The organism is Stackebrandtia soli (assembly GCF_965137155.1).
Lineage (GTDB): Bacteria > Actinomycetota > Actinomycetes > Mycobacteriales > Micromonosporaceae > Stackebrandtia > Stackebrandtia soli.
This window is the reverse complement of sequence record NZ_CBCRZX010000001.1, coordinates 30-12,403: the sequence shown is the minus strand read 5'-3', so window position 1 is coordinate 12,403 and position 12,374 is coordinate 30. Positions and strand designations below refer to the sequence as shown.

Annotated in this window: 12 protein-coding genes and 1 pseudogene; 9 read left to right on the top strand and 4 right to left on the bottom strand. The window is 68.5% G+C overall.

Going from position 1 to position 12,374, the window contains the following annotated elements; all coding sequences use genetic code 11:
• Positions 1–57: 57 nt before the first annotated feature.
• The 3 genes from ACM9NP_RS00065 to ACM9NP_RS00055 form a co-directional block, all read right to left on the bottom strand.
• A complete protein-coding gene (locus tag ACM9NP_RS00065) occupies positions 58–792 on the bottom strand; it encodes a hypothetical protein (protein ID WP_415644441.1) in 735 nt (244 codons plus the stop codon).
• Complete coding sequence (locus ACM9NP_RS00060; RefSeq protein WP_415644440.1) at positions 789–1,274, bottom strand: hypothetical protein; 486 nt, start codon at positions 1,272–1,274, stop codon at positions 789–791. Before ACM9NP_RS00060 ends, ACM9NP_RS00065 begins: the two co-directional genes overlap by 4 nt.
• Positions 1,275–1,617: 343 nt before the next feature.
• Positions 1,618–2,562 carry a DUF6528 family protein gene (locus ACM9NP_RS00055; RefSeq protein ID WP_415644439.1) on the bottom strand — a complete coding sequence of 315 codons (945 nt, stop codon included), beginning with the start codon at positions 2,560–2,562 and terminating at the stop codon, positions 1,618–1,620.
• 155 nt (positions 2,563–2,717) lie between these two features.
• Here ACM9NP_RS00055 and argC point away from each other — a divergent pair, with 155 nt between their 5' ends.
• Genes argC through argH form a run of 8 tightly spaced genes read left to right on the top strand, consistent with a single transcriptional unit; the run spans position 2,718 to position 11,151 of the window.
• Entirely contained in the window at positions 2,718–3,734 is a 1,017-nt protein-coding gene (argC, locus tag ACM9NP_RS00050; protein ID WP_415644438.1) for an N-acetyl-gamma-glutamyl-phosphate reductase, read from the top strand.
• Positions 3,731–4,882 carry a bifunctional glutamate N-acetyltransferase/amino-acid acetyltransferase ArgJ gene (gene argJ / locus ACM9NP_RS00045; protein WP_415644437.1) on the top strand — a complete coding sequence of 384 codons (1,152 nt, stop codon included), beginning with the start codon at positions 3,731–3,733 and terminating at the stop codon, positions 4,880–4,882. The genes argC and argJ overlap by 4 nt, the downstream gene beginning before the upstream one ends.
• The gene (argB, locus tag ACM9NP_RS00040; RefSeq protein WP_415644436.1) at positions 4,879–5,781 is read left to right on the top strand and encodes an acetylglutamate kinase; all 903 of its coding nucleotides are present in this window, start codon (positions 4,879–4,881) and stop codon (positions 5,779–5,781) included. The genes argJ and argB overlap by 4 nt, the downstream gene beginning before the upstream one ends.
• Positions 5,778–6,983, top strand: a complete 1,206-nt coding sequence (locus tag ACM9NP_RS00035) for an acetylornithine transaminase (protein WP_415644435.1) — start codon at positions 5,778–5,780, stop codon at positions 6,981–6,983. The genes argB and ACM9NP_RS00035 overlap by 4 nt, the downstream gene beginning before the upstream one ends.
• Entirely contained in the window at positions 6,980–7,972 is a 993-nt protein-coding gene (argF, locus tag ACM9NP_RS00030) for an ornithine carbamoyltransferase (protein ID WP_415644434.1), read from the top strand. The genes ACM9NP_RS00035 and argF overlap by 4 nt, the downstream gene beginning before the upstream one ends.
• On the top strand, positions 7,969–8,484 hold the full coding sequence (locus tag ACM9NP_RS00025; protein ID WP_415644433.1) for an arginine repressor: 516 nt from the start codon (positions 7,969–7,971) through the stop codon (positions 8,482–8,484). The genes argF and ACM9NP_RS00025 overlap by 4 nt, the downstream gene beginning before the upstream one ends.
• Before the next feature lie 43 nt (positions 8,485–8,527).
• Complete coding sequence (locus ACM9NP_RS00020; RefSeq protein WP_415644432.1) at positions 8,528–9,739, top strand: argininosuccinate synthase; 1,212 nt, start codon at positions 8,528–8,530, stop codon at positions 9,737–9,739.
• Positions 9,736–11,151, top strand: a complete 1,416-nt coding sequence (argH, locus tag ACM9NP_RS00015) for an argininosuccinate lyase (protein WP_415644431.1) — start codon at positions 9,736–9,738, stop codon at positions 11,149–11,151. Before ACM9NP_RS00020 ends, argH begins: the two co-directional genes overlap by 4 nt.
• A gap of 104 nt (positions 11,152–11,255) precedes the next feature.
• Here argH and ACM9NP_RS00010 read toward each other — a convergent pair whose 3' ends face one another.
• The gene (locus tag ACM9NP_RS00010; protein WP_415644657.1) at positions 11,256–11,573 is read right to left on the bottom strand and encodes a nucleotide pyrophosphohydrolase; all 318 of its coding nucleotides are present in this window, start codon (positions 11,571–11,573) and stop codon (positions 11,256–11,258) included.
• 110 nt (positions 11,574–11,683) lie between these two features.
• Between ACM9NP_RS00010 and ACM9NP_RS00005 the strand changes: the two are divergent.
• Positions 11,684–12,349 (top strand): annotated as a pseudogene (locus ACM9NP_RS00005) (sigma-70 family RNA polymerase sigma factor); the annotation flags it as partial.
• Positions 12,350–12,374 lie beyond the last annotated feature (25 nt).

Here is a 12,374-nt window from a genome sequence, read left to right as displayed (position 1 = left end):
TCGTGGTCTGTCCCAGAGTACGCAAAAGGATTGGCGTATGTAAAACCGTCACCCGGTTTATCCGTTCTCCACCTCGTCCGGGAGCAACAGTGTCAGTCGTCGCCACACGCCGCTGGCGGTCGTCGGCCACAGGGTGGCGTTCGTGCTGGACGCCTCGCACAGGCACAGACACGTGTCGGCGTCGAGCACCTGGAGCGTGTGCGAGGCCGGCTCGCCCTGGGGCGTCCGCCACTCCACCGTCACGGTCCAGCGGCGCCACGGTCCCGACACCAACCCGGCGACCAGACCGGGAAGCGGTCGGTCCGAGTCGTGCACCGCGAGCGTCTCTGCGGCGGCCTTTCGATCGGAGGCGTTGCCGGACAACAGATCCGCGAGGAGTTCCCCAGTGAGGTGCAGGGGCTCGCTCCCGGACGCCGGGCGGGGACCGAGACGGGTGACTCGCGCGATCACGGCGGGCAGCAGCGTCGGATGCAGCGCGATCAGTTCGCGGTCGCCGTCGGGGAGGTCGAGCAGCAGCGCCGCCTCACCCCGTCCGACCCAGCCGTCGCCGGCCTTGCGGGTGCCGCGGTCGTCGATCAGCCCGATGCGCAAGCGGCAGAGGGAACCGGTCACCGCTCGCAGCCCCGGAACGAGAGCCCGATGTGGTTCGTTTCGGGTGATCGCTCCGGAGTCCACGAGCGCGGTCAGCTGTGGATCGGCCGTGTCGTCGCCGTTCACCCAGGACACGAGGCGATCGAAGGTGGGCTGGTCCAACCGCACCCGCCCGCTGTCGGCGTTGAAGACGAAACTCACGCCGTGACCTCCCCGATCCCGTCGACGCCATCCGGTCGGAAGCGCAAAGCCATGTCCGCGAACATATCGGCGAGACTGTCATAGGCGAAGGTGGCGACGGACGCGGTCAGGGTGAAACCCGTTCCGCTCGCGATCACGGCCCATTGCTCCATCGTGACCGAACCGGTGTCGTCTCCGACGTAGTGGGCCAGTCGCCGGAAGAACCGACGGTCGCCGCCGTCGATGAACTCCCGGTCGATCAGGGAGTAGTGGGGGAGTTCCTGTGGTAGCAACTCGTCGACGTTGGCCTGCCAGACGCCGAGATCGCAACCGGGCGGGAGGGCTTCGCTGGTGACCACGACGTTCGCGCGGAAGCCGACCGTGTCGACGGGCTCGACGGCGATCACCGGGACGCCGTACTGCGGATCCTCGATGCACTCCCAGCCCGACGGAAGCGGCAGGGTGAAACCGGCGACGGGATGTCGGTACTCTTCGAGGCTCATGCCGTCAATCGTCCATTCTAGACCAGGTCGCTCGTGGCGCGGTGTCCGCGCCGGGGAGGCGTCGCCCCATCGGAGCCGGGTCTTGATGTCACTGGGGATCCCAGATCCGGGTCGACAGTGCGACGATAGCGGTCCGATTCAGTCTGTGGGAGGCCGCCGTCCTCCGCGCGGTGGACGAGGGCGAACGACCGCGACCACCGTTCCGGGGCTTGGTGTCGCCGTCGACCGGGACGTCTTGATCGTGGCGCGATCGAATGTCGGCCGCCCCTTGCCCCGGGCGGCGACCGCCGTGGTCGGACGAATCCGGCCCGGCCATGGAGTCGACCGGGCCGGACGTCGTCCGTCAGTTGAAGGACGTCGTGACGATGCGCGCCTTGTATATGTGCCCGCCGGAACGCACCTTGGACCCCGAGTCCCACCTCACCGTGTCACTGCTCCATGGTCGGGGCTCATTGTTCTTGGCCTGCAACCACATTCCCTCACCCGCGGAATCGCGCACATAGGACTTGATGAGGCGCCCCTCGCGTACGGTCTTCTTCGCCAGGGTCGAGGCGTTCACCTCGTACGCGCCGTAGGTGTCGGTGATGAGGAGCTTTCCCTTGTCGGAGTAGTCCGGTTGTAGGTCGTGTCCGAGGCCCTTGAGCGTCACCTTCTTGCTCGTCGCCTTGAGCCGCGTGTTCCGGTAGCTGCCGGTCACCTGGTACGCCCGCAGGACCTTGTCCCCAATGGCCCACAGGAGTTTGCGGGTCGGGTCCCACAACACGCCGTGCGCCCCCGCCAACGTCACCGTCTGCACCTTCGCGAGCGTGCTCGGTTTACTGACCGCGGTGGGCCCGTACACCGTGAGGAAGCCCGCCGAGCTCGCGGTCACGATCGCGCCGATGTCGGGGATGCGCTCGATCGCGTGCGGATTGCCACCGGGCGTCGCCGACCACAACAGGTCGTTGAGTTCCTGGTGCTTCTCGCTCGTCATGTTGACGATGCCGACCTTGCCACCAGAGGCCGTCGCCAGCGCGATCCAGCCGAATGACGCAGTGTTGCGGTACTTGACGTCGGACAGGTTCGACCATCCGCCGCCGCCGGGGCTCCAGCTCCACGTGATGTTGGCGTCGGTCCACGCCGAGCCGCGCTTGAAGTTGAGCAGTCGGTTGGTCCGCTGCTCGGTGATCGACACCTCGTAGTTCGCGGCGGTCGCCGTCGGCTCCGCCAGCGCGGAGTATCCGAAAGCGGCGGCGGGAATCGCGGCCGCGCCGATCGCCGCGCCGCGAAAGAGTGTGCGTCGCTTCATGTTGAGCCCTTCGAGTGGATGTCTGGGTCCTTTGGCGAGTATGCCCCCGCCTGTCACGGGCGTCACGCCGTGCCGCACGAGTTGACCCACATCCCAGCCATATGTATTGTGATACAGTCTTCTGTATAGAAATTCAACGACGAGAGGTGAGACTCGTGGGTCACCGGGTAGCGATCGCCGGAGCCAGCGGTTACGCGGGCGGTGAAGTGCTGCGTCTGTTGGCGGAACACCCCGACATCGACATCGTGGCCGCGACGGCCCATTCCCAGGCGGGCGCGTCCGTCCCGTCGGTCCACCCACACCTGCGATCCTTCTCGGCGATGACCTTCGCCCCGACCACCCCCGAGGTCCTGGCGGACGCCGATCTCGTCATCCTGACACTGCCGCACGGCCAGTCGGCGGCGCTCGCCGCGCGCCTGCCCGAGAATGTCAAGGTCGTCGACTTGGGGGCCGATCACCGCCTCGCCGACGCCGAAGCCTGGGCCTCCTACTACGACGGCCCGCACGCCGGGGCGTGGACGTACGGTCTGCCCGAGCTTCCCGGGCAGCGCGGCGCGATCGCCGGCTCGACCAGAGTCGCCGCGACCGGCTGCTACGCCGCCGCCACGATTCTCGCGTTGGCGCCGCTCATCGCTGCCGGGATCGCGCGGCCCGACGACGTCGTCGTCGTCGCGGCCTCCGGCACGAGCGGCGCGGGCAAGGCTGCCAAGCCTCACCTAATGGCGACCGAGGTGGCGGGCTCCCTCTCCCCGTATAAAGTCGGCGCCCACCAGCACGTCCCCGAGATCAAGCAGGCGACGGGCGCGACGAGCCTGTCGTTCACGCCGGTCCTGGCTCCCATGCCACGCGGCATCCTCGCGACCGTGACGGCCCGCCCGACCTCCGCCTCGGTGTCGACCGAGGCCGTCCGGGACGCGCTCGCCGCCGCGTACGACGCTGAGGCCTTCGTGCATGTGCTGCCCGAGGGAGAGTGGCCCAAGACGGCCGCCACCCTCGGTTCGAACGCCTGCCACATCCAGGCGGTCATGGACTCCGACGCCGACCGCATCATCGTCACGTCCGCGATCGACAACCTCGGTAAGGGCGCTGCGGCCCAGGTGGTCCAGTGCGCCAACCTCATGCTCGGTCTGCCGGAGACGGCGGGCCTGTCCACGAATGGAGTCGCACCGTGACCGTCACGTCCCCGAAGGGTTTCACCGCCTCAGGTGTCGCCGCCGGTATCAAGACCTCGGGCGCGAAGGATGTCGCCCTCGTCGTCAACGACGGACCGCAGTACACGGCGGCCGGGGTGTTCACCCGCAACCGCGTGCAGGCCGCGCCCGTCGTGTGGAGTCGTCAGGTCCTCAAGGAACAGACCGTTCGGGCCGTCATCCTGAACTCGGGTGGCGCCAACGCCTGTACCGGTCCCGACGGCTTCGCCGACACGCACCGTACCGCCGAGCACGTCGCCGAGGGCCTCTCGATCGGGGCGGGGCACGTCGCCGTGTGCTCGACCGGTCTCATCGGTGAGCGGCTCCCGCTCGACGCACTGTTGTCCGGTGTGGACAAGGGGATGGTCGAACGGTCTGTCGACGGCGGAGCGGACGCCGCCGAGGCGATCATGACGACCGACTCCGTTCCGAAGACCGTCGAGGTCTCCGGTGACGGCTACCTCATCGGCGGCATGGGCAAGGGCGCGGGCATGCTCGCGCCGGGCCTGGCGACGATGCTGTGCGTATTCACCACCGACGCGATGCTCGAACCCGCCACCGCCGACGCCGCGCTGCGCGAAGCGTGCCGACTCACCTTCGACCGGCTCGACTCCGACGGCGCGATGTCCACGAACGACACCGTGCTGCTGCTGGCTTCGGGCGCCTCCGGCGTCATCCCGGGCACGGAGGAGTTCACCCGCCAGCTGACGGCGGCGTGCTCCGACATCGCCACCAAGCTCCTCTCCGATGCCGAAGGCGCCACGAAGGAGGTCGCGATCACCGTCATCGGCGCCGCCAGCGAGGACGACGCGGTCGAGGTCGGCCGCTCGATCGCCCGCAACAACCTCGTCAAGTGCGCCCTGTTCGGCGAGGACCCGAACTGGGGCCGCATCCTCGCCGCCGTCGGCACCACGGCCGCCGCCTTCGAGGCCGATCGACTCGACGTCGCCATCAACGACGTTTGGATCTGCCGGGGAGGGGCCGCGGCCGCGGACCGCTCGGGCGTCGACCTGTCCGGACGCGACATCGCGATCACGGTCGACCTGCACGCCGGTGGAGACACCGCGACGATCTGGACCAACGACCTGTCGCACGCCTACGTGCACGAGAACTCGGCGTACTCGTCATGACCGTCGACGACGCAGTACTCTCACCCGCCGTGCTCTCCGCGCTCGGCAAGGCGCAGACGCTCATCGAGGCACTGCCGTGGCTGCAACGCTTCCACGGCAAGATCGTCGTCGTCAAGTACGGCGGCCACGCGATGGTCGACCCGCAATTGCGCGCCGACTTCGCCGCCGACATGGTGTTCCTTCGCTACCTCGGCCTCAAGCCGATCGTCGTCCACGGCGGCGGCCCGCAGATCTCGTCGATGCTCGCGAAACTCGGCATCGTCAGCGAGTTCAAGGGCGGCCTGCGCGTCACGACGCCCGAAGCCATCGACGTGGTCCGCATGGTCCTCGTCGGTCAGGTCGGTCGGGAACTCGTCGGTCTCATCAACGAGCACGGCCCCTTCGCCGTCGGAATGTCCGGTGAGGACGCCCGGCTGCTCACCGCCGAGCGCCGTCACGCGGTCGTCGACGGTCAACCCGTCGATATCGGCCAGGTCGGCGACGTCTCCGCGGTCAATCCGGCCGCCCTCACCGACCTCATCGACGCCGGGCGCATCCCCATCATCTCGACGGTCGCCCCCGACGCCGACGGGGTCCTGCACAACCTGAACGCCGACACCGCCGCGGCGGCGCTGGCGCTCGCCCTCGACGCGCAGAAGCTCATCGTCCTCACCGATGTGGACGGTCTGTACGCGGACTGGCCGAACCCGGCCAGCCGGATCAGCCAACTGACCGTCGCCGAACTCGAAGCCATGCTGCCGAACCTGTCGGCGGGCATGTTGCCCAAAATGGAGGCATGCCTGCGCGCCGTCTCCGGGGGTATCCCGCAGGCCCACGTCATCGACGGTCGGGTCCCGCATTCCCTGCTATTGGAAATATTCACCTCCGAAGGAGTCGGAACCATGGTGGTGCCGTCATGACCGAGACCTCGCAATGGCAGAACCGCTACGACGCGGTCATGATGCCCAATTACGGCACCCCCGACGTGGTGCTGTCCAGTGGGGACGGCTGCATCGTCACCGACGTGGACGGCAAGACCTATCTGGACCTGTTCGCCGGGATCGCCGTCAGCTCGCTCGGTCACAACCACCCCGCGCTGGTCGAGGCCGTCAACCGTCAGGTCGCCACGATCGCGCACACCTCCAACCTGTTCGTCAACGAGCCGGAGGTCGTGCTCGCGGAGAAGCTCGTCGACCTGCTCGGAGCCCCCGCGCGCGTCCTGTTCACCAACAGCGGCACCGAGGCCAACGAGGCGGCGCTGAAGCTCGCGATCCTGCACGGCAAGTCAGCCGGGCGCGGATACGTCGTCGCGGCCGAGGACGGCTTCCACGGACGCACGCTCGGCGCGCTGTCCGTCACCGGCAAAGCCTCGATTCGGGAACCGTTCGGTCCCTTCGGTATCGACGTCCGATTCGTCCCCTATGGAGACGCGGACGCGCTGAAGAACGCCGTCACGACCGAATGCGCCGCCGTCATCATGGAACCGACACAGGGCGAGGCCGGCGTCATCCCACCCCCGCCGGGCTATCTCCAGGTCGTCCGCGACGTGTGCGACGCGACCGGCGCGCTCTTCATCGCCGACGAGGTTCAGTCCGGCATCGGCCGGACCGGCACTTGGTTCGCCCACCAGCAGCACCGCGTCCTCCCCGACGTCGTGACGCTCGCCAAAGGACTCGGCGGCGGCCTCCCGATCGGCGCCGTCCTCGGCGTCGGCGACGCAGGAACCGTTCTCACCAAGGGCATGCACGGCTCGACCTTCGGCGGGAACGCGGTGACGACGGCCGCCGCCATCGCCGTCCTCGACACGATCGAGACCGACGGGCTGCTCCAGCACGTCGTCATGGCCGGGCACCACCTCGCGTCCGGGGTGCGTGCCCTGCGGCACCCGCTCGTCGCGCACACCCGCGGCAGTGGTCTGTGGCGCGGCATCGTCCTCGTCGAGGACGTGGCGGCCGAGGCCGCCGGCGCGCTCCGCGAGGCCGGGTTCATCGTGAATCCCGTGCGCCCCAGCGTGCTTCGCGTCTCGCCCCCGTTGATCGTCACCCTCGACCAGCTCGATCTGTTCCTCGACGCGCTGCGGGACGCGCTCGACGCCGCGTACCCCCCAGGAGAACGACCGTGAAGCACTTCCTGAAAGACGACGACATCACCGCGGACGAGCAGCGGCGGCTCATCGCGTTCGCGCGTGAGCTCAAGACCGACCGGTACACGCGGCCACTGCTGGGCGGCCCCCCTCCGGCGGTCCCGGACGGCATTGACTCGCGGCTCTTGGCGACCCCTCGGTCCGTGGCCGTCATCTTCGAGAAGGAGTCCACCCGGACTCGCATGTCGTTCCAGGTCGGAATCACCGAACTCGGCGGCAACGCGGTCCTGTTCGACGCCCAGTCGTCCCATCTCGCACGCGGCGAATCCATCGAGGACACGGCGCGGGTGCTCTCGCGCTACGTCGACGCGATCGTCATCCGCACCTTCGCCGACGCCCGGATCGCCGCGCTCGCGGGCGCGTCGAGCGTTCCCGTCGTCAACGCCCTCACCGACGGATATCACCCGTGCCAGCTCCTCGCCGACCTCATGACGATCACCGAGGAGTTCGGGGCCGTCGCCGGCCGCACCATCGCCTTCGTCGGCGACACCGGTAACAACATGGGGCATTCGTACCTGCTGGCCGGCGCGCTCGCCGGTGCTCACGTCCGGCTCGCCGGGCCGGATCTGCACCCGCCCGCCGGCGATGTGCTGCGGAGCGCGACCGAACTGGCCGCCGCGCACGGCGGCAGCGTCTCGGTCACGACCGATCCGATCGCCGCCATCGACGGCGCGGACGTCGTCGCCACCGACACGTGGTTGTCGATGGGGCAGGACAACCGGGAAAGCCGGATGGCGGCGCTCGCGCCGTATCGGCTCGACGAGCGACTGCTCGCCAACGCCGCGGAGCACGCGATCGTGCTGCACTGCCTTCCCGCGCACCGGGGCGAGGAGATCACCGACGAGGTGATGGACGGACCGCAGTCCCGAGTGTTCGAGCAGGCCGAGAATCGGTTGCACACGCAGAAGGCGCTGCTCGCCTGGTTGATCACCGACGCGTTGCCGCCCTTGGAGGAGGTGCCGACGTGAACGCGCCCATCACCAAGACCGCCCGGCACGCCCGCATCAGCGACCTGATCGCGACGCAACGGATTCGGTCGCAGACCGAGCTCGTCGACCTGCTCTCCGCGGACGGCATCACGGTCACCCAGGCGACGCTTTCCCGGGACCTCGAGGAGCTCGGCGCCGTCAAGGTGCGGGGCACCGACTCCGCCCCGGCGTCCTATGTGATTCCCGCGGAGGGCGCGGGGCCGCTCCGCGCGGCCGTCCAGCCCCCCGATCGTCTTCTCCGGCTCCTTCGCGAGCTGCTCACCGGTGCCGACCACTCCGGCAACCTGGTGGTCTTGCGAACCCCGCCCGGGGCCGCTCAGTTTCTGGCCAGCGCGATCGACCGCTCCGGGCTCCGCGACATCGTCGGCACCATCGCCGGTGACGACACCATCCTCGTGGTCGCGCGCGACGGTTTGACCGGCGCCGAACTCGCCGCGGAACTGCTCGGCTGGGCGGGCAAGGGCGGCGAAACCGATGACAATTCACATTAGACATAGCATTCTCGACACTCACGACTCACAGAAAGCCACTGACATGACCGAACGCGTAGTCCTGGCCTACTCCGGTGGGCTCGACACATCAGTCGCCATCCCGTATCTCGCCGAACAGACCGGAGGCGAGGTCATCGCCGTCGCGATCGACGTCGGCCAGGACGGCGAAGACCTCGACGTCATTCGGCAGCGTGCCCTCGACTGCGGCGCCGCCGAAGCGGAGGTCGTCGACGCCCGCGAGGAGTTCGCCGCCGAGTACTGCTTCCCCGCGCTGCGTTCCAACGCGCTCTACATGGACCGGTACCCGTTGGTGTCGGCCCTGTCCCGGCCGCTCATCGTCAAGCACCTCGTCGGCGCGGCCGAGAAGTACGGCGCCACCATCGTGTCGCACGGCTGCACCGGCAAGGGCAACGACCAGGTCCGTTTCGAGGCGGGTCTCGCCGCGCTCGCGCCGCACCTGAAGGTCATCGCCCCGGCGCGGGACTTCGCGTGGACGCGGGACAAGGCGATCGCCTACGCCGCGTCGAAGGGCCTGCCGATCGACGTCACCAACAAGTCCCCGTACTCGATCGACCAGAACCTGTGGGGCCGCGCCGTCGAGACGGGCTTCCTCGAGGACATCTGGAACGCGCCGATCGAGGACATCTACGACTACACCGCCGACCCGTCGCTGCGCCGTGACGCCGACGAACTCGTCATCACCTTCGACGGGGGCAACCCCGTCGCGATCGACGGCGAGACGAAGACGCCGTACGAGATCATCACCGAGCTCAACTCCCGCGCCGGAGCGCAGGGCGTCGGTCGGCTCGACATCGTCGAGGACCGCCTCGTCGGCATCAAGAGCCGCGAGGTGTACGAGGCTCCCGCCGCCATCGCGCTGCTGGCCGCGCACCAGGAACTCGAGAACGTCACGATCGAACGCGACCTGGCCCGCTTCAAGCGCGGTGTCGACCAGCGGTGGTCGGAGCTCGTCTACGACGGACTGTGGTTCTCGCCGCTGAAGACCTCCCTCGACGCGTTCATCGACGACGCTCAGCGGTTCGTCTCGGGCGACATCCGGCTCAAGCTCCACGCGGGACGCGCGACCGTCACCGGGCGCAAGTCCGAAGCCAGCCTCTACGACTTCGGCCTGGCCACCTACGACGAAGGCGACGCCTTCGACCAGTCCCTCGCCAAGGGCTTCGTCGAGCTGTGGAGCCTGCCCGCCAAGCTCGCTTCGGCGCGGGACGCCCGGTTCAAGAGCGAGGCGCAGTGAGCAAACTCTGGGGCGGACGCTTCTCCCAGGGCCCCGCGCGGGCCCTGGAGGAGCTCAACGCCAGCATCTCCTTCGACCTGCGACTCGCGCCCTACGACCTGGCCGGCTCCAAGGCGCACGCCAGGGTCCTGCACCGCGCCGGATTGCTCACCGAGCCGGAACTGGAGCAGATGCTCACCGCGCTCGACGAGTTGCGCGAAGCCGTCGACAAGGACGCCTTCCCGGTATCACTGTCCGATGAGGATGTTCACACGGCCCTGGAGCGCGGCCTCGTCGAGAAGCTCGGGGCGCTGGGAGGGAAACTGCGCGCGGGGCGCTCCCGCAACGACCAGATCGCGTGCGATCTGCGGATGTACTGCCGTGACCACGCGCGCGCCGTAGCCGTGGGCCTCGTCGACCTCGTGGAGGCGTTGACCGGTCAGGCACGTCGGACCGCCGACGCGCCCGTGCCGGGCATGACCCACCTGCAACACGCCCAGCCGATCACCTTCGGGCATCAGCTGCTCGCCCACGTGCAGGGCTTCCTTCGCGACCTCGACCGCCTGAGCGACTGGGATCGCAGGACCTCCGTCTCGCCGCTCGGCTCGGGGGCGCTCGCCGGCTCGTCACTGCCGCTCGACCCGGTCGCCGTCGCGGCCGAACTCGGCTTCGACGCGCCCGCCGCGAATTCGATCGACGGCGTCGCCGACCGCGACTTCGCCGCAGAGCTCCTGTTCGTCACCGCGATGATCGGCGTGCACCTGTCCCGTTTGGGCGAGGAGGTGGTCCTGTGGACGTCGCAGGAGTTCGGCTGGGTCGAACTCGATGACGCGTTCGCCACCGGTTCGTCGATCATGCCGCAGAAGAAGAACCCGGACATCGCCGAACTCGCGCGCGGCAAGGCCGGTCGCTTCATCGGCGACCTGACCGGACTTCTCGTCACGCTCAAGGCGTTGCCGTTCGCGTACAACAAGGACCTCCAGGAGGACAAGGAGCCCGTGTTCGACGCGCTCGACCACCTGAAGCTGCTGCTGCCCGCGATGGCGGGCATGATCGCCACCATGACCATCCACACCGAACGGATGGCAGAAGCCGCTCCGCTCGGTTTCTCGCTGGCGACCGAGATCGCGGACTGGCTCGTCCGTGACGGAGTTCCGTTCCGTGACGCGCACGAGATCACCGGCGCCGTCGTGGCGTTCTGCCAGGAGAACGGCCGTGAACTGCACGAGGTGACGGACGGGGAACTCGCCTCGATCAGTCCGCTGCTGCGCCCGTCGGTTCGCGACGTGCTGACCGTCGACGGTGCCCTGGCCGGTCGCCGGACACCCGGCTCGACGGGGCCGGGGCCGGTCGCCGACCAGCTCGCCACCGTGGACGCCGCCATTCCTCAGTGGCGCACCTGGTCGACCGCCGAGGTGATCCCGGGCCTCTGAGACCTCTAGGAGGCCGGACCCGCCTTCGCTCGACCTCAGACCACCGTGGTGGCCGTTCTCCGCTTCCTGCTTGGAGAACGGCCACCACGGCGTTCATGGGACGGTCACCGTCGTGGACGTGCTCGCCGAGTCTCCGGCTCACCCACGGGAAACCGCTCGCGATTGCGGGCCAGCTTGTCCATCGCCGCCGCGATCAGGTCAATGTCCAACACGTCCGCCATCCGAACCAGATAGTGCAGAACGTCGGCCATCTCGTCGGCGACGCGCTCGCGGGCCGCGGCGTCGAGCTCGTTGCTCTCCTCCGGCGTCGACCACTGCAACTCCGCGGCGAGCTCCCCGGCCTCTCCCGACACCGCCATCGCCAGATTCTTCGGCGTGTGGAACGGCTCCCACTCGCGCTCGGCGGCGAACTCGCGCAGCATCAGGGTCAGTTCTTCCAGCGATACGGACACGCCCGCAGCGTACCGATCGACCGTGGCCTGTCGGACCGCAAGTCCGTCGCGCCGATCGACCCGAGCTCGTTGATTCAGGTATGTCAGAGCCTCAATGTAAGCGATGGCCATCGGTCTCCGAACACTCGACCTTTATGGACTGGCTTTCGGTCGCGTTCCGTCTCGATCCGCGGCGCTGGACGTTGAACGTTCGGTCACGTCGACTCGGTGCGTGGCTCAGCGGAAGAGCGCTTCCACGTCTCCCGGAGCTCCGCTTGCTGCGCGAGGAACTGGGACTGCCTCCAGGGGAGCTTGACCATGTCCTACATGCGTACTTTGGTCGCCAGGGCCACACGGAGACCGCCGAAAAAGTCCATTGGCGACTAATCCACAGTCGCCGTGGATCGCACCGAGAACGTCAATGCGTCGACGAGATCGTCCGCTCCCACACGGCTGTCGCGGCGAACGCCATCCGGCCGTACCGAGGACTGCATGATCGAGACGACCTCAACCAGGAAGCGCTCATCGGGGTCGCGCGTGCCGCGCTGGGTTACATCCCGACGCGCGGCGCGTTCGAGCCCTACGCCTACATCTACGCGCGTGGTGCGGTGCGTCAGCACCTCAGCGAGCGGTACTACGTCGGCTATGGCGAGGCCTTCCGAGCCCGGGACCGCGCGGTTCGACGTTTCCAGCGTCAAGCCGGGGCGGCCGGAACGTCCCCGACTGACGCGGAGATCGGCGAAGCGCTCGGCATGCCGAGGCACCTCNTNTCTNNNGTGNTGNNGNNNCNNC